Raw genomic sequence first — 21,904 nt, forward strand, 5'->3', positions numbered from 1 at the left:
GGTGTCTCGCGGCCGTCGAAACCGCGCTGACCGTCCCCCTCAAGTACGTCGAACACCAACCGTAACCAATGAGCGACACGTCCGGTTCGGAGCAGGGACCGCTCTCTCCAGACCGCCCGGCGGCGGACCGCGACTTCCGCGTGGACGCCCCGTTCGACCCCGCCGGTGACCAACCGGAGGCCATAGAGAAACTCGCCCGCGGCTACGACGAGGGGATGGACACCCAGACGCTCCTCGGCGTCACCGGGTCCGGAAAGACCAACACCGTCTCGTGGCTGATAGAGGAGATTCAGAAACCGACGCTCGTCATCGCCCACAACAAGACGCTCGCCGCCCAGTTGTACGAGGAGTTCCGGAACCTGTTTCCCGACAACGCGGTGGAGTACTTCGTCTCTTACTACGACTACTACCAGCCCGAGGCGTATATGGAGCAGACGGACACCTACATCGACAAGGACATGTCGATAAACGAGGAGATAGACCGACTGCGGCACTCGGCGACGCGTTCGCTCCTCACCCGCGACGACGTCATCGTCGTCGCCTCCGTCTCGGCCATCTACGGTCTCGGCGACCCGTCGAACTACACCGACATGTCCCTCCGTCTGGAGGTCGGCGACCGGATAGACAGAGACGAACTGTTGGGCCGACTCGTCGATCTGAACTACGAGCGAAACGACGTGGACTTCCACCAAGGGACGTTCCGCGTCCGCGGCGACACCGTCGAGGTGTTCCCGATGTACGGTCGCTACGCCGTCCGCATCGAGTTTTGGGGCGACGAGATAGACCGCATGACGAAACTCGACCCCCTGCAGGGCGAGGTGGTGTCGAAGGAACCCGCGGTGCTCGTCCACCCGGCGGAGCACTACTCCATCCCCGAGGACCTCTTGGAGACGGCGATAGACGAGATAGAGCAACTGAAAGAGGAACGCGTCCGCTACTTCGAGAGACAGGGTGACCTCGTCGCCGCCCAACGCATCGAGGAACGGACGACGTTCGATATCGAGATGCTCCGAGAGACGGGCTACTGTTCGGGCATCGAGAACTACTCGGTCCACATGTCCGACCGCGACGCGGGCGACCCGCCGTACACGCTTCTCGATTACTTCCCCGACGACTTTCTCACCGTCGTCGACGAGTCCCACCAGACGCTCCCGCAGATAAAGGGCCAGTTCGCGGGCGACAAATCGCGGAAAGACTCGCTCGTCGAGAACGGCTTTCGCCTCCCGACGGCGTACGACAACCGCCCGCTGACGTTCGAGGAGTTCCAAGAGAAGACGGACAAGAAACTGTTCGTCAGCGCCACCCCCGGCGACTACGAACGCGAGCAGTCCGACCAGATCGCGGAACAGATTGTCCGCCCGACGCATCTCGTGGACCCGAAGGTGACGGTCGAAGACGCCACCGGACAGGTCGACGACCTGATGGCTCGCATCGAGGAGCGAATCGAACGCGACGAACGCACCCTCGTGACGACGCTGACAAAGCGGATGGCCGAAGACCTCACCGAGTTCTTCGAGGAGTCGGGCGTCTCCGTCGCCTACATGCACGACGAGACGGACACGCTCGAACGCCACGAACTCATCCGCGACCTGCGCCTCGGCAACATCGACGTGTTGGTCGGTATCAACCTCCTCCGGGAGGGACTCGACATCCCCGAAGTCTCCTTGGTCGCCATCCTCGACGCCGACCAGGAGGGGTTCCTCCGGTCCGAGACGACGCTGATTCAGACGATGGGCCGCGCCGCCCGCAACGTGGAGGGCGAGGTGATTCTCTACGCCGACAAGCGGACCGACGCGATGGAGTCCGCCATAGAGGAGACCCAACGCCGCCGCCGAATCCAACAGGAGTTCAACGAGGAGAACGGCTACGAACCGACGACGATAGAGAAGGCCGTCGGCGAGACGAACCTCCCGGGGAGCAAGACCGACACCTCGCGCGCGACGGGCGACGCCCCCGGCGACGAGGAGGAGGCCAGAGAGCAGGTCGAATATCTCAGAGACCGGATGCAGGAGGCCGCCGACAACCTCGAATTCGAACTCGCGGCGGACATCCGCGACCGAGTCCGGGAACTGCGCGAGGAGTTCGACCTGGACGAAGAGGAAGGAATCGAACCCGAGAGCGGTGCCCTCGACGAGGGCGGAATCGCGCCGGACGACGAGTTCTGACCGCCGAAGACGGACGCCCCCTCGACCGACCTCCCGAACGACAGCGACAAACTCGGTCCGGCGGGCGTCCGAACCGGAGACGACGGACGGGTCACGCGCGTCGACCTCCCGGGCGTCTGGTCGACGTCCGCGTCTATCTCGATTTCGACTGTCTCGCGGTACGGTCGGATCCGATCACGCCGACGTCGTCGTCTCCGTCGACCCGACGGGTTCGTCGCCCGTCGTCTGGGCCTCGTCGCCCTCGACGGAGATGGTGTACGTCCGCACTTCGTTCATCTGGGCCTCCTCGAAGACGACGTCGAACTGCCACTCCCCGCCGGGGGTGAGCGTATCGGTCTCCGCCTCCTCGGTCTCGTCGATGAACTCGTAGAGGACCTCTCCTTGGTCGTCTTGGAGAGTGACCTCGACTTCGGCCGACTCGTACGCCTGTTCGCTCGTGTTCGTGACGGTTCCTCGAAGGCCGACGTTTCCGTCCGTCCGGTAGAGTTCGCGGTTCGTGACTTCGAGGTCCTCCGAGGAATCGTCGGCTATCTGCCCCTCGACGTCGGGGGTTCCGGTGCCGGTTCCCTCGGTGGTCTCGGCTCCCTCCGTCGTCTCCGCCTGCGTCGTCTCCTCTTCGGTAGCGCCGTCACCGGCCGTCGTCTCGGTACCGCCGCCGCCGCCGTCGCCCATGCAACCTGCTGTTATTCCGACTATGCTGGCCGCTCCTGCCGCTTTGATGAAGTTTCGACGGAACATGATCTGACGATGCGAGTTCCGTTTTGTTCGTCTGACCGTTAAGCTAAATGGCCACTATTAGAGAAATTATCTATCCATCTGTCGAGACCATCGCCGACTCGTCGGAGAATCGTCTGCCGGGCCCTCGATTGACCGTCGCCGCGGGAACGACAACTACCGTTCGTTCCGTTCGCCGTCGTTCGTTTCCGTCGTTCGCCCCGCTATCTGTTCGCCGTTTCCGATGTTGCCGTTCGTCTCCGCCAGTATCTCCTCTACGTCGTCGAGTCCGAGGAGTTCCCGCGTCTCGGCGTCGAAGTCGTTGCTCTCTAACCCCGCCGACTCCTGGACGTCGCCGTCGGAGAGTTGCCGACCGTACCGGCCGAGAAGCGAGGTGAGTTCCTGCGGGAGCACGTACGTCGTCGAGGGCGACTCGCCGATGCGGGCGAGACTCTCCAGTCCGCGGTCTACTATCGCGCGTTCGCCCATCGACTCGGCGGATTTCGCGCGGAGGACGGTGGAGATGGCGTCACCCTGCGCTTCGAGAATCTGGCTCTGTTTTTCGCCCTGCGCGCGGATGATGTTCGACTGCTTTTCGCCCTCCGCCCTCTCGACGGCGGAGCGACGCTCACCCTGCGCTTCGAGGATCATCGCGCGGCGGCGGCGTTCGGCACCCGCCTGCTGTTCCATCGCGCTCTCGACTTTCCGCGAGGGTTTCACCTCCCGGACTTCGACGCTCTCGACGCGGACGCCCCACTCGTCGGTCGGTTCGTCGAGTTCGAGGCGAATTCGCCGGTTTATCTCCTCGCGCCGCGACAGCGTCTCGTCGAGTTCCATGTCGCCGATGACCGCCCGAAGCGTCGTCTGTGCGAGATTCGACACCGCCCGTTTGTAGTCGTCGACTTCGAGGAACGCACGTTTCGCGTCCATCACCCGGATGTAGACGACGGCGTCGGCGGTGACCGGCGAGTTGTCTTCCGTGATGGCCTCTTGCGGCGGCACGTCGAGCGTCTGGGTCCGCATGTCGAAGGCGTACGTCTTCGAGACGAACGGCGGGACGACGTTCAACCCCGGTTCGAGCAGTTCTCGGTACTTCCCGAAGACGGTGAGTGCCCGGCGTTCGTACGCGTTGACGAACTCGACGGCGCTGTACAGCGTCGCGGCGGCGAGTGCGATAACGACCGCTCCGACCACCGTCACCGGGTCGGGCGGCAGGACGGCGAGAGCGACGGCGATGGCGGCCGCGGCGGCCAGACCGGCGACCATCCAGTCTGGCGGGCCGCGGGCCGAAAGCCGTCCGAGTGCGCGAAAGACGCTTGCCATAGTAGTATGGTACCGTTCAGCAACATTAAGGGTGTCCCGCGAGCCCCTCGATTATATATCAGACTCGACTGGTAGATGCAGAAGACACTTCGCGAAAGAGACGAGAGTTCCGGCCATGTCACGCCTCCCTGACCGCGCCTCGGTGGACGTAGAGGACCTGCTGAAACTCGTGTTGGTCCTCGTAGCCGTCTGGCTCGCCCTCGAAATCGTCGGCGGCGTCCTCGGAATCGTCGCCGACCTGCTCGGTCCTCTCAGACCGCTTCTCGGAATCGCAGTCGTGAGCCTCGTCGTCCTCTGGTACTTCGATCGAATCTGAACCCCTCGGCGTCGGTAGCGTTTTAGTCTCCCTCGCTGAACCGTCTCGCGATGGAACCCTCGCCCTCCACCGCGAGCAGACGACAGTTTCTCCGTCGGGCCGGCGGCGGCATCGCCGCCGTCGGACTCGCCTCCACCGCTGGCTGTACCGCCCTCCGCGGCGTCACGTCCTCGGGCGGTGGGGTGACCGGAACCGAGGGGCCGAAACTCGACGCCTCGCAGTTCGGCGCGTATCTCGACGAGATGCGGTCGCGGTACGGCCCCCACGGCGTCTTCGGGTCGCGTGGCCCGCCCGACGCCTCGTCGTTCGAAACCGCGTGGACGGAGGAGTTCACGACCGGAAGCGACCCGAGTTCGGACGACGGCGGACTCGTCCGCGCCGACTACGCCGTCGCGCGCTATCACCTCGGCGAGAGCGGTGACGGCGACCGGACGGACGCGTGGCTTCTGTGGGCGGGCGCGCGTCCGACGACGGAGACGACGACGCTACCGGGGATTCCGGGCGGGCACGAACCGAGAGCGGCCGTTCGCGTCCGCGGACTCGGCCTCCACGTCGAGTTCGACGCGCCCGCCGGTCTCGTTCACTACGACCCCGGCGGCGACGTGAAATCGTCGCAGACGGACGAGTACACCGTCCAATCCGGGGTCCAGTCCGGTCCCGCCGTCGCCGCGAACGCGCCCCTCGAAACGGGGACGGTCCGACCGCAAGCGCCGAAGACGTGGGACTCCTCGCCCGAGACCGGATTCGACTCGGACGGCTACACGGTCGGTTGGCGGGGCCGGTCCGCCGACGCCGTCTCCGTCGTCGCAATCTGTACGACCGCGTTCCCGGCGGACGCGGACGTTGACTCCACTGCTCTCCTCCCCTCGTTCGAGTATCACGCCGCCGCGGGTGGCTACCTGTTCGCGTGACGCGGCCGAACCCGACGCGTTCTTCACTCGCGGCGGTCACGTCTCCGACGTGTTCAGCCTGAACATCCTCGCCCCGGGGAGCGTCGAGCGACTCGCCGAGGACCTGTTTCCCCACCTCTCGCCGTTCGAGAGCGTCCGCGACAGACACACGCTCGTCGTCAAGCGACTGGAGGGCGAAGAGTCGCTCCCGCGGATTCGCGAACGACTTCGGTCCGCCCTCTCGGGGCGGCCCCCGTTCGAGGTGCGGACCGACGGCATCGACTACTTCGGACGGCCCACCCGAGGGGAGGGACCGGTCGTCTACCTCCGCATCGAGAGCCCCGGCCTCTACGACCTGCACGAGACGCTCTGTCGGGAGTTCGGCGTCGTCGCGGAGATGGAGGGCGAGGAGTACACGCCGCACGTGACCCTCGCGCGCGGCGGGCGGATTTCGGACGCGGAGGAGTTGGCCAAGAGAGACGTAGACGACGTGCGGTGGACGGTGAACCGACTCGCCGTCTGGGACGCGCGCTACCGCGAGGCGGCCGCGCGACTACCGCTCCGAGGCTGAACCGGACTCACTCGCGCTTTCGGAGTCGCATCCCCATCGGTTCGTCGGGGTGCATCGTCAGCGACCCGCGCAGGTCGAACGGCTTCTCGCGGACGTACTCCAGTTCGTACTGCTGGGCGACGGTGCCGAGTATCAACTGCGCTTCCAGCATCGAGAACCGCTTTCCGATGCAGTGTCGCGGCCCGCCGCCGAACGGGAAGTACGAGAAGCGCGGCCGGTCGGCCCGCCGTTCGGGAAGCCACCGGTCGGGGTCGAACGTCTCGGGGTCGTCGTACCACCGCGGCGACCGGTGGACGACCCACTGCGGGAGCATCACCGCGGAGCCTTCGGGTATCCGGTACCCGCCGAGTCGCACGTCCACCTGCGGTTCGCGGAAGATGACGTACACCGGCGGATAGAGGCGCATCGCCTCCTGTAAGACGCGTTCGACGTAGTCGAACTGCCGAACGTCGGCCATCGTCGGCGTCTCGCCCCCGCAGACCGCTTCGAGTTCCTCGTGGACCTTCGCCTCCGCCTCGGGGTGTTGCGACAGCAGATACCACGTGTACGTCAGCGTCAACGCCGTCGTGTCGTGGCCCGCAAGCAGCATCGTCATCATCTCGTCGCGGAGTTGCTGGTCGGACTGCTCTCCTCGCTTTTTCGCCCGCAAGAGCACAGAGAGGAGGTCCATCGGCATCTCTCCGGTGCCGTTCCCCACCGCCGCGGCGGGACTCTCCTCGGTTCCCGTTCGCTCGGCGACGATGTCGTCGATTACGCCCTCCAACACCCGCACCGACTGCTTGTACTCGCGGTTCTCTTTCGTCGGCGCCCAGTCGGGGACGAGAAACCGAAACGGGTCGGGTTCGAACCGCTTGCCCAACGGTTCGAGGTTCTCTTGGACCACGCGCGTCCGTTCGTCGTCTAAGTCTGCGCCGAACATCGCGTCGACGATAATCCGCACCGTGACGCGAGCCATCTCCAACTGCACGTCGCGGACGTCGCCGTCCTCCCACTCTGCGACCATCGCCGTCGCGTGGTCCGTCATCGCGTCCGACAGCGACGCGATTCGACGGGGGTCGAACGCCGGCTTGGCGAGTTCGCGCTGTTTCCGCCACGTCTCGCCCTCGCTCAAAAGCAGGCCGTCTCCGAGGAGCGTTCCGATAGCGTCGTCCTGAAAGTCCGGCTTGTGGTACTTCGCGTCCTCGGTCACCAACACCCGCTCCACGTCCGCGGGGTTGGTGAGCATGTAGGTGTCTATGGGCCCGAGTCCGAAGTGGATAACGTCGCCGTACGCCTCGGCGACGTTCGTCAGGAACGTGAAGGGGTCCTTCGCGTAGTGACGACTGCTGCCGAACACCGGCACGCCCCTCGGTCCGGGTGGCTGGGTGCTCATCGTGTCGGTGTTGGGCCGAGCACGTATCAGACGTTCGCCTCGCTACTACGTACCACACCTGTCCCCGACTCCGTTCAGGGACTCGGCGGCGCGCCGTCGTACGCGTCGTGGTCGGCGTAGAAGTTCAACATCGCGAACTTCAGTTTTCTGCGTGAGACGTCTACGAGTTCCGCGCGCTCTTCGGGCGGGAACGTCGAACGGACGCCGTACTTGCCCATCTCGGAACTCGCCCGCGTGTAGCGTTTGTCAGCCAACACGCGGACGCCGAAGTCGTCGGGCGACCGGATGACGCGCCCGAGGGCCTGCCGGGTCTTCCGAATCGTCGGAATCTCGACGGCGTAGCGCCACCCGGCCGCTCTCCGGTCGCCGTACGCTCTGTCGTAGGCGTCCTGTATCGCCTCCATCCGCTCGGAGAGATGCGGGTACGGGACGCCGACGACGACGACGGTTCGCGCGTCGTCGCCGTCGAAACTCACGCCCTCCGCGAGCGTTCCCCAAAGCGAGGTCAGGAGGACCGCTCCGTCGCAGTCTACGAACCGCTGGCGCAACTCCTCCGTGGGCGTCCCCGCCTCGTCCAACAGCAAGCGGTCGGTCACGTCCGCCCGGTCGGTCAGCCGTTCGTGGTAGCGTTCGGCCTCGGCGTACGACGGGAAGAACACCAGCGTGTTCCCCGGCGTGAACCGTGAGGCGTCGGCGAGAACGTCCGTCAGTTTCTCTTGGGTCCGCGGTTCCTCGCGTTCGCTCTTGAAGAGGGCGGGCGTCTCGACGGTCAGCGTTCGGCGGTTCTCCTCGGGGTACTCCAACCCGTACGCCATCGTCTTCGGGTCCGAGAGGCCGAGCACGTCCGCCGCCACGTCGAACGGTCGGAGCGTCGCGCTCATGAGGATGCTCGCGTGCACCTCCTCGAACAGCGTCTCGGTCACCTCCCGCGGGATGCAGGTGTACAGTTCGGCGCGCCCGTACATCTCCTCGGTACCGCCCTCGCGTCGGACCGAACACATCGGATGCTGGCCGAGTTTCGCGCCGTCGGCCATCCACGCCTCGACGAACGCCGCCGCCTGTAGCGTCTGGCACTCCTTTCTCGTCGTCGTCTCGCCGTCTTTGTACGCCTCCTCGTACTCCCTGTCGAGGCGCTTGCCCAACTGGAGGGCGAGGTCGACTTCCGCGTCGATGCCGCGGCCCTCGTATCTATCGAGGAAGCCGAGCGTCAACTCGTCGCGCCTGTCGCGGTTGGCGATAGACAGGTCGTGCCAGTCGTCGCCGACCTGTTCGCGTTCGCCGAAGCCGAGCGCGTCGTCGTACGTCTCTCGAAGCGCGCCGAGGAACGCCGAGAGGACGTTCCGCGCCGCCTCGGCCCGGGAGTCATCGGCGTCTTCGAGTTCGTTCAGCGCCTGTTCGAGCGTGTTCTCCGTGAGGCTCCGACTCGCGTGGTCCCGGGCGGCCGACTCGATGTTGTGCGCCTCGTCGAAGACGGTGATGACGTCCTCGGGGTCGCGGTTCAACCACCGGAAGAACTGCTCGCGGATGTTCGGGTCCAACAGGTGGTGGTAGTTACAGACGACGAGGTCGACCTCCTCCATCCCCTCTTTCAGCAGTTCGTAGCCGCACAACTGCCGTCTGTCGGCGTAGTCGTAGATGTCCTCGGGCGTCCGCACGTCGTCGAACAGCCACTGGAAGAACTCCTCGGTGTTCTCGGTGAGGTTGTTGTGGTAGTACTCGCAGATGTTCCCCTCCCGGAGTTCCTCGAGTTCCTCCTCTAGCTGGTCGAGTTCGTCCGTGACGGCGGTTCGGGCCTCCGCCGCACCGTCTTCGCCCTCCCGCATCCGTTCGACGAGGGCGTTTGCCTGCTCGGACAACTCCTCTCTGTCCTCTTGTTTTTCGACCAGACTGCGCGTCGTGTCCCGGAGCGTCTGGCACTCCTGATAGTCGACGCCGATGTGACACATCGACGACTTGCCTTTGAACACGACGGCGCGAATCGCCTCCTCGTCGGCGATGGCCCGCGCGTCCTCGACGAACTGGCGCATCTGCTGGTGGACGTTCGTCGTGATGACCACCGTCTTGTCTTCCCGCTGTGCGCACTCCAACGCCGGAACCAACGCCGAGAGCGTCTTGCCCGTCCCCGGCGCTCCTTCGATGAGCACGTCTCGCTCCTCGTCTAACGCCTCGGCGATGCCCGCCATCGCCGCGCGCTGATTCGGATACGGCCGGTCGTACGGGAAGAACCGCATGTGCCCGCTCGTCTCTGCCACGTCCCCTCTTTGCCCGTCATCGGTTATAACGTCCCGGTTGGACGAGGTTCTCGCGTTCGACGGACGCGGAACCGAGCCTGTTTCCGACGAAGGCGATTCCGAACGCGCGGGCCTCTGTCCCCCCGCCGATGTCGCGTTCGACCCGGGACTCCGTGTTAACTCTTTCCCTGTGGTGTGTTACCGATGCTCGTCCGAGGTGGCGTTATCTCCCCGACGCGGCAATCTGCGGGTATGGCGACCGAAACGACGACTGCCACGGCCGAATCGAACGAGAACTACCAATGGATGGGCGGCGTCGCGGCGGGCGCAGTCGCCGCAATCGCGATGGGCGCGATGATGGCGGTGCAGATGCGCCCCGTCCTCGAAGTGGCCATCCCCTCGATGTACTTTCTCACCGGCGGCGCGGCGGGATTCGCCGTCCACGTCGCCCACGGCGCGGTACTCGGCGTCGCGTTCGCGGCTATCGCGTCCGCGCGTTCGGACCTGACGACGACGAAGAGCGCCGGCCTCGGTATCGCGTACGGCGTGGCCGTCTGGGCCGTCCTCGCCGTCGTGGTGATGCCGATATGGCTCTCGGCCGTCGGGTCGCCCGCGAACCCGCCGCTTCCGAACGTGAACGTCACGAGTCTGGTGGGCCACGTCGTCTACGGCGCGGTGCTCGGACTGACCTATCCGACGCTTCGCGACGCCCTGCGCTGAAGGACCGTCGAACCGGCCGACAGGAGTTGCGTCGGCCTCCTTTTCCGACGACACCTATTTAACAATCTATTGTCAACTTCGGCTATGCGTCCCCGAACCTCCACCGTCGCAGTCGCCCTCCTCCTCGTCCTCGCTGGGTGTGCTGCCGTCTCGAACGCGCCGACCGCCGGCAGCGAGTGGGTCTCTCCGTCGGATCCGCTCCCCGACGAACTTCCGCCGGGCGTCTCCGAATCGGGCGTCGATTCCGACGCGTTGCTCGAAGCGAACCGCGCCGCCCTCGAAGACGAGAGTTTCGCCCTCCGAACCAACGGCACGGATTCCGTCGGGTCGTCCGAAGAAGTAGTACGTGCCGTCGCAGACCGCTCTCGCGTCCGCTTGGACCTGAAGACGGGCGGACCCGATAGGGAGGTGTTCCTCGACGGAGAGACACTCTTCGTCCGGACGCACCGCGGGAACGACACTGCCGTGCGGACGGCACCGCGGACGAAAGACGCCGACGTCGTCCCAGACTCGTTTGTCCGCGACGACAGACTCGCGCAGTTCGCCCGCGCCGCAGCGCACGAACCGGTCGGAACCGTCGAACGCGACGGAGAGACGCTGGTCGTCCTCGAAGCCGACGAGTCGGACCCCTCCGGGGAGGCGTTCGACGACCTGACCGTCGAGACGTTCCGGTCGCAGATTCTCGTCGGGAGCGACGGCGTCGTCCGCGAGTTCCACGGCGTGGTCGAGGGAACCGACGAGTCGGGCGACGAGTTCCGAATCGACCACCGATACGCGCTCGAAGAACTCGGCAAGGTGAGCGTCGAGAAGCCCACATGGGCCGAAGCGGACTGAAACCGACTCCGTGACGCTCGTCGATACGTAGACGACTCGCGGTCAGTACCCCAATCCGAGCGCCCTGTTCCCGGCGAGCAATCCGCCGGCGACGGCGAGGAGAGCCATCAGAAACCCGAAGGCGACGCCCCACCCGAACGAGTCCGCCAGCACGCCGACGACGACGGACCCCGACGCGGCGACGACCATGTACGCCGTCCGAATCAGTCCGAATCCGGAACTCTGCTCGTCCGCGGAGAGCGAGTCCATGAAGCGGGGGAACACCGCCGCCGCCCACCCCATCCCCAATCCGAGCAGACCGATACCGGCCACCATCCACGGAAGCCCGGGTCCGACGACGAGCACTCCGATGCCGGCGATGCTCGCGACCATGCACGCCCCCGCCGCGACGTCGCGGCCGAACCGGTCCGCCGCGGCACCGACGCCGACCTGTAATACTCCTTGGGCGACGAAGTAGCCCGCAAAGAGACTCCCCGCGAGCGTCTGCGAGTAGCCGTGGTACTGGACGAAGAACGTCGGCAGAAACGACGCCAACCCCTGCCAGACGAAGTCCGCGAGGGCGGCGACGACGCTCGTAAACAGTATCGTCGGCCGCGAGAGAAGCGTCGTCATCGGGCCGAGGTCGAACCGCTCTCGCATCCGCCCGTTCGGCCGTCGCGGTTCGGTCGGCCGAATCCGCCACCAGAAGAGAGCGACGACGGGGACGGCGAGGACGGCGACGAGTCCGACGGCCACTCGCCACCCGTAGGAGACGGCAACCCACGCGACGGCGACGGGCGTCACCAGTCCCGCCAGCGGTCCGCCCCCGTTGTGCAGTCCGATGGCTTTCCCGATGTCGTCGTACGTTCGAGTAATGAGGGCGGTTGCGACGCTGTAGTGCAGGCCCGCGGCCGCACCCAGAAGCACCGTCCCGAGGACGAACACGCCGAATCCGGGCGACGACGCTATCAGGAACGTGGTGGCTCCGGTCCCGCCGACGGAGACGAGGATGACGGCGCGTTCGCCGAACCGGTCGGCGAGGACACCGCTCGGAAACTGGACCAGAGCGTACGCGACCCACATCGCGGTCAACGCGCCGCCGATGAGGGAGTTCGAGATGCCCAGGTCGGCGGCGATGTCGGGGATGATGGGACTGATGGCTAACCGCCCGACCATGGTCACGAAGAACGCGACGGTACAGAGGGTGAGAACCGTCTCTCGGTATCTCCATCGCATCTGTTCTACACGGGACCCTAGACCGTGAAAACGCTACTTACTGCTCGGCGGCCCTCTCGCCGCAGTCGCGCGCCGACCGCTATCGCAGGTTCACGGCCCCAGTACCGGAGACGACGACTGTGTATCCGTAGTACGCGAATCTGACTGCGGCCGGACAGTTCTGTGGTTCCTCCCCCTCGAACAACGCGTCCAAGGCGTCGACGTCGATACTCTCGCCGAGGGGGCGGTCGATTTCGATCGGTTCGACGCCCTCCGTGGCGGCGATGGCCTCTAACACCCTGACACTCGGGGGCTTCATGCTCTGGTCTCTCTCGGTTTCCCCGGCCCGACGAATCGCGCCTCGCCTATCCCGCGTTCACCGTCTCTCGGCGGCTATCCCGTCCCCGCCGACGGGGCGGGAAACGGGTCGAACACGCTCCCCGAAACCGGCGTCGCCGCTATCTCCGCCAGTAGCGACGTCGACGCGACGTGTCCCGGCTCTCGGTCCCACCGGACGAACCCCGCTCTGTCGAGTTCGGGGAGATGCAGGTGGACGAGAGCGACGAGTGCGGCCGTCCGCCGTTCGTCCGTCACCTCCGCGACGGTGACGCCGTCTTCCGCGGCGGCGACTTCGGACGCGAGTCGGTCCACGCTCACCGGCGACTGGCGCGCGGCCACGCATCTGAGAACGGTCCGCCGGTGAGGATGGGTGAGAGCCTTGTAAACGGCGTTCTGTAAGTCGTCGGGGCGTGAAATCCACTCTTCCTGGTCTTTCGACATAGTTGATGGGACGGTACAACGGACCAAAGGTACATCTCATGGGTAGTCATGCCCATTATATTCTCGCCGACCGGTCGGCGGACGCGCGGCGCTAGTCGTTGTCGTCTGTCCGCGCGGACAGCGCCGACCTGAGAACCTTGTCCGCGCCTCGCCGGACGCGTTCGGAGAACGCTTGTACCGACACGCCGAGTTCGTCGGCCAGTTCGTCGAACCCCACCTGTCTGGGCACCTCGAAGTACCCCCGTTCGACGGCGAGACTCAACGCCTCTCGTTGCGGCGCGGTCAGGCCGTACGCGTCGGTGGGGTGCGACGGCGTCGAGAGGTGGGCGATTCGGTCGAGTCGGTAGGGTATCTCGTGTCGCTTGCAGTAGACGTTGAACTTCGCGAGGCCGTCGTGGCTCTCGAATCGGATTCGGAACCGCCACCGCACGCCGTCGACGCACGCCTCCAGAATCGTCGCTCCCATCTCGTGTATCTCGTGCACGAGGCGTTCGGCGGACTCTTCCCACTCTACCTCACAGAGCGAGGAGTCCTCGAACTTGTCGCGGACGACGACGGATCTGACGTAGTCGTTTTCGCGCATCGAGGTGACGAACTCCGCTCTGCCGTCGCCGCGCGCCCAGACGTAGGGCATGATTCGCGACCCCGCCGGGACGGCGCGTTCGACGTCTATCGACAGACCGGGGGCTGCCGCTATCGTCTCACCGAAGAGAAACTGGTCGGCGGGTACCGAGAACTCGGCGACGATACTCATCAGTCTCGGTACGAGTTCCCACGGCATAGAACCCCACGAGAATACCGCTTGGCTACCGACGCTACTCCAACAACTCTACGAGAAGCCCCTTTTGGGCGTGCAGGCGGTTCTCGGCTTGGTCCCAGACGAGAGCGCGGTCCGATTCGAGGACGTCGTGGCTTATCTCCTCGCCGCGGTGGGCGGGCAGACAGTGCATCACCTTCGCGTTCGTCTCCGAGAGCAGGGTCTCGTTCACCTGATACCCCTCGAACGCCTGCAGTTTCTCGTGGCGTTGGGACTCTTGGCCCATCGAAATCCAGACGTCGGTGTACACAACGTCCGCGTCTTCGACGGCCGCCTCGGGACTGTCGACGATGGTCGGTTCGTGGCCGAGGTCCGCGGCCTGTTCGACGACGTCGTCGTCCATCCCGTAGTCCGACGGCGTCGCCACCGTCAGGTCGAGTCCGGCCATCGCCGCGCCGACGACGAACGACTGGCCGACGTTGTTGCCGTCGCCGACCCACGCCGCCTGCACCCCGTCGAACCCGCCGAACTCCTCTTGTATCGTCAGCAGGTCCGCGAGCGTCTGGCAGGGGTGGGCGTCGTCGGTCAGACCGTTCACCACCGGCACGTCGGCGTAGTCGGCTATCTCCACGAGGTCGTCGTGCGAGAACAACCGCGCCATCACCACGTCCACGTAGCGCGAGAGGACGCGCGAGGTGTCCGAGATGGGTTCGCCGTGGCCCAGTTGGATGTCGTCGGGGCCGAGGAAGACGGCGTGGCCGCCCAGTTGCGTCATGCCCGTCTCGAAAGAGATTCGCGTCCGGGTGCTCGGTTTCTCGAAGAGCATCCCGAGCGTCTGTTCGGGGAGTCGCGAGTCGTCCTCGCCGCTCTTTATCGCGGCGGCGCGGTCGAGTATCGTCTGTAGTTCGTCCGTCGTGATGTCGTCGATGTCGAGGAAGTGGTCGGTTTCGAGCATCCGGATAATCTCAGGTTAGTCGGTGAGCGTCTCGCAGACGCTCGTCAGCACCTCGATGGAACTGTCGTACTCCGCGAGGTCTACGTGTTCGTTCGGCGAGTGGTCCAACTCCGAGTCGCCGGGACCGTACGTCGCCATGGGGCAGTCCCAGACGCCGGCGAAGATGTTCATGTCGCTCGTCCCCGTCTTCCGGAGCAAGCGGGGGTCGCCCTCCTCCTCGCGGATGGCGACGCGGAACGCCCGCGCCACCTCGGTTCGGGGACTCGTCATCACGGGCGGGATGGGCTTTTCCCAGTGGACGCTTCCGCGGGTGAGTTCGCCCTCGGCGACTTCGCGCACGTCGTCGATGGTGTAGCGCGGGGGAACGCGGAACTGCACGTCCACCGTCGCCTCCACCGCGAGGCCGTCCTCGGTGGGGCCGCCGTCGAACGTGACGGGTTTCGTCGTGACGGTGTCGAAGACGCCGTCGGACTCGTCCTCGTCGAAGAAGTCCGCGACGCGAGACCACCAGTTGACCGCGGACTGGATGGCGTTGTTCTCCGGGCGCGAGGAGTGGCCGAGTTCGCTCGTCGAGACGTACGTCCCGGAGAGAAACCCGCGGTATCCGAGCGTGATGCCGTCCCAGCCGGAGGGTTCGCCGTTGACGACGGCGTCGGGTTGCTCGCGGGTCTCCGCGAGATGCCACGCGCCGCGGGAGTTCGTCTCCTCGCCGACGACGCCGACGAAGGAGACGCCCGTGCGGACGGCGGCGACGGCCATCGCCGCGAGGGGGCCGGTGGCGTCGACGCTTCCGCGCCCCCAGAGGACGCCCTCTTCGACTTTCACGGGCACGTCGCCCGGCACGGTGTCGATGTGGGAGGTCAAAAGCACCGAGTCGTCGGCGGGCGCGCGCACGTTGCCCACCTCGTCTATCCACACCTCGCGGCCGTGCTCTTCGAAGTACGATTTCAGGCGTTCGGCGGCGGCGGACTCGTCGCCCGACGGCGAGGGGATGGAGACGAGGTCAGCCAAGAGCGTCTGCGCTTCCGTCAGCCCCTCGGTCAGGTCGTCCTGCACGTCGAAGACGTCGTGGTCGAGTTCGATGCTCATCCGAGCACCTCCGCGAACGACTCGACGAACTGGTCGGCGTGCGATTCGTCTATCACCAACGGCGGAAGCAGACGCACGACGGTCCGACCCGCGGGGAGCGCCAGAATCTGCTCTTTCAGCGCGAGGTTCTTCAGCACGCGGTTCGCGCCGCGCTTGACCTGAATCCCGATGAGCAGGCCGTCGCCGCGGACATCCCGCACGGGCAGGTCCTCCTCCTCTGCGACGCGTTCTATCTCCGAGCGGAGGTACTCGCCGATTTCGGCGGCGTGGCCGGGTAAATCCTCCTCGACGACGGTATCGAGCGTCGCGTTCGCCGCGGCGCAGACGACGGGGCCACCGCTGAACGTGGACCCGTGGTTGCCGGACTCCTCGGCTATCCAGTCTCGAACTATCGTCGCGCCGAGGGGGAGTCCGTTCGCGATGCCTTTCGCTGACGTTATCGCGTCGGGGACGACGCCGGTCTGTTCGCACGCCCAGAGCGTGCCCGTCCGGCCGATGCCCGTCTGAATCTCGTCGAAGACGAGGGCCGCACCCGCGTCTTCCGTCGCCTCGCGGGCGACGTTCAGATACTCCGTCGTCGCGGGGTGGACGCCGCCCTCTCCCTGTACGGGTTCGAGGAAGACGGCGGCCGTCTCCTCGTCCACCGCCTCGCGCAGTTCCGCGGCGTCGCCGTAGGAGACGAACTCGACGTCGCCCGCGAGCGGTTCGAAGGACCGTTTGTACTCGTCTTTCCACGTCATCGCGAGAGCGCCCATCGTCCGGCCGTGGAACGCGCGCTTCGTGGCGATAATCTTCGAGCGACCGGTGGCCGAGCGAGCGAACTTCATCGCCGCCTCGTTGGCTTCGGTGCCGGAGTTACAGAGCCAGACGTTCGACAGGTCGCCGGGTGCCACCGTCGCGAGTTTCTCGTACAGTTCGGTGCGCGCGGCGACGGGGTACGACGCCTGCACGTACGTCAGTTTGGCCGCCTGCTCCTGTACCGCCTCGGTGACGGCGGGGTGAGAGTGGCCGAGGGCCGCGACGGCGTACGACGCGCCGAAGTCGAGATACTCGGTGCCGTCGGGGCTGTACAGATACGCGCCCTCGCCGGACTCTATCTCGATGGGTTTCTCGGAGAAGACGAACCCGCTCATTCGGCGGTCACCTCCTCCTCGTCGCCCGTCTCGTCCAGCACCGAATCGTACACGTGCGTCCCGCCGCCCGAGAGCGCGTCGACTATCGGGTCGCGGTTGTTCGCGTCCGCGACGATGACCTCCGTCGCGCCGCCAGAGAGCGCCTCTTCGGCCGCCATGACCTTCTTGGTCATGAACCCCTCCGCGGCGTCTTCGAGCGCCTCGAACTCCGCTGCGGTCCGCACGGACTCGATGAGCGTCGAATCGTCGTCGGGGTTCTCGTAGACGCCCGACACGTCCGTGAGAACCACCAGTTGCGCGCCGAGTGCGCCCGCGACGGCCGCCGCCGCGCGGTCCGCGTCCGCGTTGACCGGAACGCCGTCGTCCGCGAGCATCGGGACGGTGACGACGGGCACGTAGCCGTCGCCCAACAGCGTCGAGAGAAGCGAGGCGTTCACGTCGGTTATCTTCCCCGAGTGGTCGCCGCGCTTTATCTTCTTCTTGCCGTCCTCTACCACGCGGACGGCCGACTTACGAGGGCCCGTGAGGAGGCCGCCGTCGACGCCCGACAGGCCCAGAGCGTCCACGCCCGCCTCCCGCAGGGTGGCGACGATATCGGTATTGAGCTTTCCGGGCATCACCATCGTGAACACCTCCATCGTGCGCTCGTCGGTGAACCGGCCGACGACGCCGCCCGGCGTCTCGACGTAGGTGGCTTCCTCGCCGAGTTCTTCGAGCGTCTCGTCCACCGCCGTCGAACCGCCGTGGACGACGACCACCTCGCGGCCGTTGGCGACGAGGTGAGCCACGTCTTGAATCGCGCCCGCGGGGTCTACGGCGCGCGCGCCGCCTATCTTCACGACGACCGGCGGGTCCTCGTTCGGCGGTTCGTCTTCGTGGTCGTCGATGATCGGCTCTCCGCCGTCGGGTGCTACCCGACATGCTCCCGAGCCTGACGGCTCGGGACCGCCGTCAGATGGAATCTGACGTGCTTTCGAGCCTTTCGAGTCGGTCGACTCGCGCGCGGTTCGTGCGTCGGTGGTATCTGTGGTGTGCATCGTGTGCGTGGTCGGTCAGTCTCAGGGCGATCCGACGGGGTGGAGTCCGGCGAACTCCAGTCCGGCCGTCTCTTCGAGTCCGAGCGAGACGTTCGCGGCGTGGACCGCCTGTCCCGCCGAGCCTTTCATCATGTTGTCGATGGCCGAGAAGACCACGACGCGGCGGTTCTCGGGGTCTAACTCGAAGCCGACTTCGCCGTAGTTCGTCCCGGCGACGGACTTCGGTTCGGGGTAGCGGTAGACGCCGCCGCCTCCGGCGACGGTTCGCACGAACGGTTCGTCGGCGTACGACCCCCGGTACGCCTTCCAGAGGTCGCCCTTCGAGACGGGCGCGTCGGGAAAGACGTGGCAGGTCGCACTCGCGCCGCGGACCATGTCCACGGCGTGGACGGTGAACGACACAGAGACGCCGAGGAACTGCTCTATCTCCGCTTCGTGGCGGTGGCCGGTGGGCGCGTACGGGCGGACGATACCCGACCGCTCCGGGTGACTGGAGGCGTCGCCGCCGCCCGCACCGCCCTCCGAGGAACCCACCTTCACGTCGACGACTATCTGTTCGTCGCCCGAGAGATGTCCGGCGTCGAACAGGGGCTTGAGACCGAGGATGGTCGCCGTCGCGTTGCATCCCCCGGAGGCGATGAGGTCCGCGCCGGGCAGGTTCTCGCGGTTTATCTCCGGGAGGGCGTATTCGGCCTGTTCGAGGTACTCGGGGCAGACGTGCCCGTCGTACCACTCGTCGTACTGCGCTTCCGTGTTCAGACGGAAGTCCGCGGAGAGGTCGACGACGGTGTCCGCGGCGTCTTGAAACTCGTCTATCTGCTGCATCGAGACGCCGTGAGGCGTCGCCGCGAACAACACGTCCACGGACTCTAACTCCCCCGGAGAGGTAAAGCGGAGGTCCATCTCCCGCAGGTTCGGGTGGACGTGGCCGACGGTCTTGCGTTCCTTGGAGCGACTCGTCGCCTGCACCACGTCGAAGTTCGGATGCTGGTACAGGAGGCGAAGCAGTTCTCCGCCCGTGAACCCGCTTCCGCCGACGACGGCGGCGGTGTACGTCTCACCTGCCGTCATGCGGTCGCCTCCGCCACGTGTTTGTCGGCTTTCGCTTCCAGCCAATCGACGACTTCCGCGGGCACGTCCACGTCGACGGCTTCGTTCAGCGCTTTGAACTCGACCGTGTGGTTGACTTCGTGGACCGTGTAGTCGTCTCCGGTCTCCATCAGGTCGACGCCCAACAAGCCGCCGCCGACGGCGTCGCTGGCCTTCTCTACGAGTTCGAGCGCTCTGTCGTCTAGCTCGAACGACTCGACTTCGCCGCCCTTCGCGGCGTTCGTCAGCCAGTGGTCCGAGGAGCGAGTCATCGCGGCCACGGGTTCGCCGTCGACGGCGAGAACGCGGATGTCACGGCCGGGTTTCTCGACGAACTCCTGGACGTAGAACACCTTGTGCTGGTAGTGCCCGAGCGTCGCTTTGTGTTCGAGGATGGCTTCGGCGGCCGACTCGGACTCGACTTTCGCCATCAGACGGCCCCACGACCCGACGACGGGCTTCAGAACGCAGGGGTAGCCGAACCGCTCTATCGTCTCCATCGCCGAATCGACGGTGAACGCCACCTCGGTGTTCGGCGTGGGGACGCCCGCTTGCTCCAGCGCGAGGCTGTTTTTCACCTTGTCGGCGCAGACGTCCGCCGTCTCCGCGGTGTTGACCACGGGCACGTCGTAGGAGTCGAGGAACTGCGTGATGTAGAGACTCCGGCTGGTCGCCAGACAGCGGTCCACGACGATATCCACGTCGTCGAACGCCGCCGGCGGTTCGCTGATGTTGAACTGCTCTTTCCGGACGTCTATCTTCGCCACCTCGTGCCCGCGCTCGCGGAGTTCCGAGAGAAGCAGCTTCTCGTCTCTCCGAATCCGGGAGTAGAGCAGTCCAACCTTCATCTCACTCGCCCCAGTCCTCTTCGAGTTCGGGTGCTTCCTCCAGTGTCACGGGGTCCAGAGAGACGACTTCGAGTTCCGTGCCAGTGGCGGGACTGTCCACGATTTCGCCGACTTCGACGTCGGCGGGGAGCTGAATCTCTTCTCCGGTCAGCGGATCTTCGGCGGTAATGGTTTCTGCCATCGTATCTTCGGCTGAGCGAGGCAGAGACTTAAACCCATCGAACTTATCATCGAAATTAAAAGAACGGAGAAGTCTCTCTCGGCGTCAGAGAGGCGAACAGAACGACCGTGTGGAAAGTATGTCAGATTCCATATGTTATTCGTCCCCGAGAGGGGACGGCGGTCGTGGCCGTCGCGGCACTCGTCGAAGTGGCTCTCCGTGGGTCCGTGCGGTAGTCTGGTCCGAGTAGAGTGTGGATTCAGACACGAGCGTTCACCTCCGCCGCGAGTCGGTCGTCCGCCGATTCGAGGGCCGCGGTCCGTTCTCCGAGACCCTCCTCGTGAGCGTCGAGTTGCGCCGCCGCGTCGTCGAGTTGCGCCGCGACCGCCTCGGGGGCCGGGCCGCCCGCGGAGTCGCGACTGGCGACGCTGTAGGTCGGGTCGAGCGCTCTCTCGACGTGCTCACGACTCACGTATTCGAACAGGGTATCGCCTAAAACGTCCTCTGCGACCGCGTCAAGTGTTGCGAGGTCGGGCGTCCCCCCGTCGATGCGGCCCGCCGCCTCCGCCACCACTTCGTGGGCGGTGCGGAACGGCAGTCCGGCCATCGCGAGGGCGTCCGCGACGCCCGTCGCCGTCGAGAATCCCTCCGCGGCCGCCGCAGAGAGCGTCTCTTCGGGCCACTCGGCGGTGGCGACGGCCCCGGCGGCGACTTCCGTCGCGGCCGAGACGTCGTCCACCGCGCGCCACGCGTGCGGCGTCGCGCGTTGCAGGTCGCGGTTGTACGCGCGGGGCAGGCCCTTCAGCGTGGTCAACAGGCCGTTGAGTCCCGAGATGGCGTCGCCCGCGGTGGCGCGGACGAGTTCGAGCGTGTCGGGGTTGACCTTCTGGGGCATGATGGACGAGGTAGAGGAGTAGTCGTCCGAGAGTTCGACGTACCCCTTGTTCGCGAAGATGACGAGGTCCTCCGCGAGTCCCGACAGCGTCACCGCGTGCGTCGAAAGCGCGGCGAGCGATTCGGCGAGGAAGTCCCGCGCCGACGACGCGTCCATCGAGTTGCCGAGGACGCCGTCGAAACCGAGCAACTCTGCGGTTCTGTCGCGGTCCACGTCGAACGGCGTGCCCGCAAAGGCCGCCGCGCCGAGAGGCGAGACGTTCGTCCGGTCGTACGCGTCGAGGAGTCGGGCGGTGTCGCGCGCGAAGGCGGCCTCGTACGACAGGAGAAAGTGCGCGACGGTGGTCGGTTGCGCGGGCTGCAGGTGGGTGTAGCCGGGCATCACCGTCTCGACGTGTCTCTCGGCCGTCTCCGAAAGCGACTCGCGGAGCGCGAGCGTCGATTCGACGGCCGAAAGCAGGTCCTCCCGCAGGCGGTAGCGGATGCAGGCGGCCACCTCGTCGTTGCGGCTGCGGGCCGTGTGCATCTTCCCGCCGTCGGGGCCGACGCGTTCGATGACGGCCGTCTCGATCGCCTCGTGAACGTCTTCGCCGTCCGGAAGCGCGCCGTGACCCGCGGACTCGACGTCGTCGAGGGCGGCGAGGACGTCGGCGGCGACGTCGGACTCGACGATGCCCTGTTCTTCGAGCATCACCACGTGCGCGCGGTCGACGGCCACGTCGGCCGCGAAGATGCGCTCGTCGGCGGCGAGACTCGACATGAACTCGCGGGCGGGGCCGCCGCTGAACCGGTCGCGGCGGACGACTCCGCTCGACTCCTCTTTGCCCGTCAT

At 66.1% G+C, this 21,904-nt stretch carries 22 protein-coding genes; 6 read left to right on the top strand and 16 right to left on the bottom strand.

Going from position 1 to position 21,904, the window contains the following annotated elements:
* Positions 1-68: 68 nt before the first annotated feature.
* Positions 69-2,165 carry an excinuclease ABC subunit UvrB gene (uvrB, locus tag BM167_RS00150; RefSeq protein WP_092887013.1) on the top strand — a complete coding sequence of 699 codons (2,097 nt, stop codon included), beginning with the start codon at positions 69-71 and terminating at the stop codon, positions 2,163-2,165.
* Positions 2,166-2,339: 174 nt separating this feature from the next.
* Here uvrB and BM167_RS00155 read toward each other — a convergent pair whose 3' ends face one another.
* A complete protein-coding gene (locus BM167_RS00155; RefSeq protein ID WP_177213252.1) occupies positions 2,340-2,837 on the bottom strand; it encodes a DUF3426 domain-containing protein in 498 nt (165 codons plus the stop codon).
* Between the two features lie 219 nt (positions 2,838-3,056).
* On the bottom strand, positions 3,057-4,202 hold the full coding sequence (locus tag BM167_RS00160) for an SPFH domain-containing protein (RefSeq protein WP_092887019.1): 1,146 nt from the start codon (positions 4,200-4,202) through the stop codon (positions 3,057-3,059).
* Between the two features lie 115 nt (positions 4,203-4,317).
* Here BM167_RS00160 and BM167_RS00165 point away from each other — a divergent pair, with 115 nt between their 5' ends.
* Genes BM167_RS00165 through BM167_RS00175 form a run of 3 tightly spaced genes read left to right on the top strand, consistent with a single transcriptional unit; the run spans position 4,318 to position 5,979 of the window.
* Complete coding sequence (locus BM167_RS00165; protein WP_092887022.1) at positions 4,318-4,518, top strand: DUF7554 family protein; 201 nt, start codon at positions 4,318-4,320, stop codon at positions 4,516-4,518.
* Positions 4,519-4,568: 50 nt separating this feature from the next.
* Positions 4,569-5,429: a hypothetical protein gene (locus BM167_RS00170; RefSeq protein WP_092887025.1), complete on the top strand. Its 861-nt coding sequence runs from the start codon at positions 4,569-4,571 to the stop codon at positions 5,427-5,429.
* A 49-nt stretch (positions 5,430-5,478) separates the two neighbouring features.
* Positions 5,479-5,979: a 2'-5' RNA ligase family protein gene (locus BM167_RS00175; RefSeq protein ID WP_092890981.1), complete on the top strand. Its 501-nt coding sequence runs from the start codon at positions 5,479-5,481 to the stop codon at positions 5,977-5,979.
* A gap of 7 nt (positions 5,980-5,986) precedes the next feature.
* On the opposite strand, the gene BM167_RS00180 is transcribed toward BM167_RS00175, so the two are convergent.
* Both BM167_RS00180 and BM167_RS00185 read right to left on the bottom strand, forming a co-directional pair.
* Complete coding sequence (locus BM167_RS00180; RefSeq protein WP_092887028.1) at positions 5,987-7,351, bottom strand: cytochrome P450; 1,365 nt, start codon at positions 7,349-7,351, stop codon at positions 5,987-5,989.
* A 74-nt stretch (positions 7,352-7,425) separates the two neighbouring features.
* The gene (locus BM167_RS00185; protein WP_092890983.1) at positions 7,426-9,582 is read right to left on the bottom strand and encodes an ATP-dependent DNA helicase; all 2,157 of its coding nucleotides are present in this window, start codon (positions 9,580-9,582) and stop codon (positions 7,426-7,428) included.
* A gap of 252 nt (positions 9,583-9,834) precedes the next feature.
* On the opposite strand from BM167_RS00185, the gene BM167_RS00190 reads away from it, so the two are divergent.
* Together BM167_RS00190 and BM167_RS00195 are read left to right on the top strand one after the other, a co-directional pair.
* Positions 9,835-10,302 carry a DUF6789 family protein gene (locus tag BM167_RS00190; protein ID WP_092887031.1) on the top strand — a complete coding sequence of 156 codons (468 nt, stop codon included), beginning with the start codon at positions 9,835-9,837 and terminating at the stop codon, positions 10,300-10,302.
* A gap of 84 nt (positions 10,303-10,386) precedes the next feature.
* Positions 10,387-11,136 carry a DUF7537 family lipoprotein gene (locus tag BM167_RS00195; RefSeq protein WP_092887034.1) on the top strand — a complete coding sequence of 250 codons (750 nt, stop codon included), beginning with the start codon at positions 10,387-10,389 and terminating at the stop codon, positions 11,134-11,136.
* Positions 11,137-11,178: 42 nt separating this feature from the next.
* On the opposite strand, the gene BM167_RS00200 is transcribed toward BM167_RS00195, so the two are convergent.
* The 12 genes from BM167_RS00200 to argH form a co-directional block, all read right to left on the bottom strand.
* Positions 11,179-12,351, bottom strand: coding sequence for an MFS transporter (locus BM167_RS00200; RefSeq protein WP_092887037.1), 1,173 nt, complete (start codon positions 12,349-12,351; stop codon positions 11,179-11,181).
* 79 nt (positions 12,352-12,430) lie between these two features.
* Positions 12,431-12,649: a HalOD1 output domain-containing protein gene (locus BM167_RS00205; RefSeq protein ID WP_143095453.1), complete on the bottom strand. Its 219-nt coding sequence runs from the start codon at positions 12,647-12,649 to the stop codon at positions 12,431-12,433.
* 74 nt (positions 12,650-12,723) lie between these two features.
* The gene (locus tag BM167_RS00210) at positions 12,724-13,110 is read right to left on the bottom strand and encodes a DUF7344 domain-containing protein (RefSeq protein WP_092887043.1); all 387 of its coding nucleotides are present in this window, start codon (positions 13,108-13,110) and stop codon (positions 12,724-12,726) included.
* 91 nt (positions 13,111-13,201) lie between these two features.
* Complete coding sequence (locus BM167_RS00215) at positions 13,202-13,864, bottom strand: helix-turn-helix domain-containing protein (protein WP_092887046.1); 663 nt, start codon at positions 13,862-13,864, stop codon at positions 13,202-13,204.
* 61 nt (positions 13,865-13,925) lie between these two features.
* Positions 13,926-14,822, bottom strand: coding sequence for an ornithine carbamoyltransferase (gene argF, locus BM167_RS00220; RefSeq protein ID WP_092887049.1), 897 nt, complete (start codon positions 14,820-14,822; stop codon positions 13,926-13,928).
* Between the two features lie 15 nt (positions 14,823-14,837).
* Positions 14,838-15,911: a [LysW]-lysine hydrolase gene (locus BM167_RS00225; protein ID WP_092887052.1), complete on the bottom strand. Its 1,074-nt coding sequence runs from the start codon at positions 15,909-15,911 to the stop codon at positions 14,838-14,840.
* Positions 15,908-17,044: an aspartate aminotransferase family protein gene (locus BM167_RS00230; RefSeq protein ID WP_092887055.1), complete on the bottom strand. Its 1,137-nt coding sequence runs from the start codon at positions 17,042-17,044 to the stop codon at positions 15,908-15,910. Before BM167_RS00230 ends, BM167_RS00225 begins: the two co-directional genes overlap by 4 nt.
* A complete protein-coding gene (locus BM167_RS00235) occupies positions 17,041-18,081 on the bottom strand; it encodes an acetylglutamate/acetylaminoadipate kinase (protein ID WP_245781285.1) in 1,041 nt (346 codons plus the stop codon). The genes BM167_RS00230 and BM167_RS00235 overlap by 4 nt, the downstream gene beginning before the upstream one ends.
* 21 nt (positions 18,082-18,102) lie before the next feature.
* Positions 18,103-19,152, bottom strand: a complete 1,050-nt coding sequence (argC, locus tag BM167_RS00240; protein WP_092887057.1) for an N-acetyl-gamma-glutamyl-phosphate reductase — start codon at positions 19,150-19,152, stop codon at positions 18,103-18,105.
* A complete protein-coding gene (gene lysX / locus BM167_RS00245; RefSeq protein WP_092887060.1) occupies positions 19,149-20,018 on the bottom strand; it encodes a lysine biosynthesis protein LysX in 870 nt (289 codons plus the stop codon). The genes argC and lysX overlap by 4 nt, the downstream gene beginning before the upstream one ends.
* A gap of 1 nt (position 20,019) precedes the next feature.
* Positions 20,020-20,199: a lysine biosynthesis protein LysW gene (lysW, locus tag BM167_RS00250; RefSeq protein ID WP_092887063.1), complete on the bottom strand. Its 180-nt coding sequence runs from the start codon at positions 20,197-20,199 to the stop codon at positions 20,020-20,022.
* Positions 20,200-20,437: 238 nt separating this feature from the next.
* Positions 20,438-21,904: an argininosuccinate lyase gene (argH, locus tag BM167_RS00255; protein ID WP_092887066.1), complete on the bottom strand. Its 1,467-nt coding sequence runs from the start codon at positions 21,902-21,904 to the stop codon at positions 20,438-20,440.

Source organism: Halopelagius inordinatus, from assembly GCF_900113245.1.
Lineage (GTDB): Archaea > Halobacteriota > Halobacteria > Halobacteriales > Haloferacaceae > Halopelagius > Halopelagius inordinatus.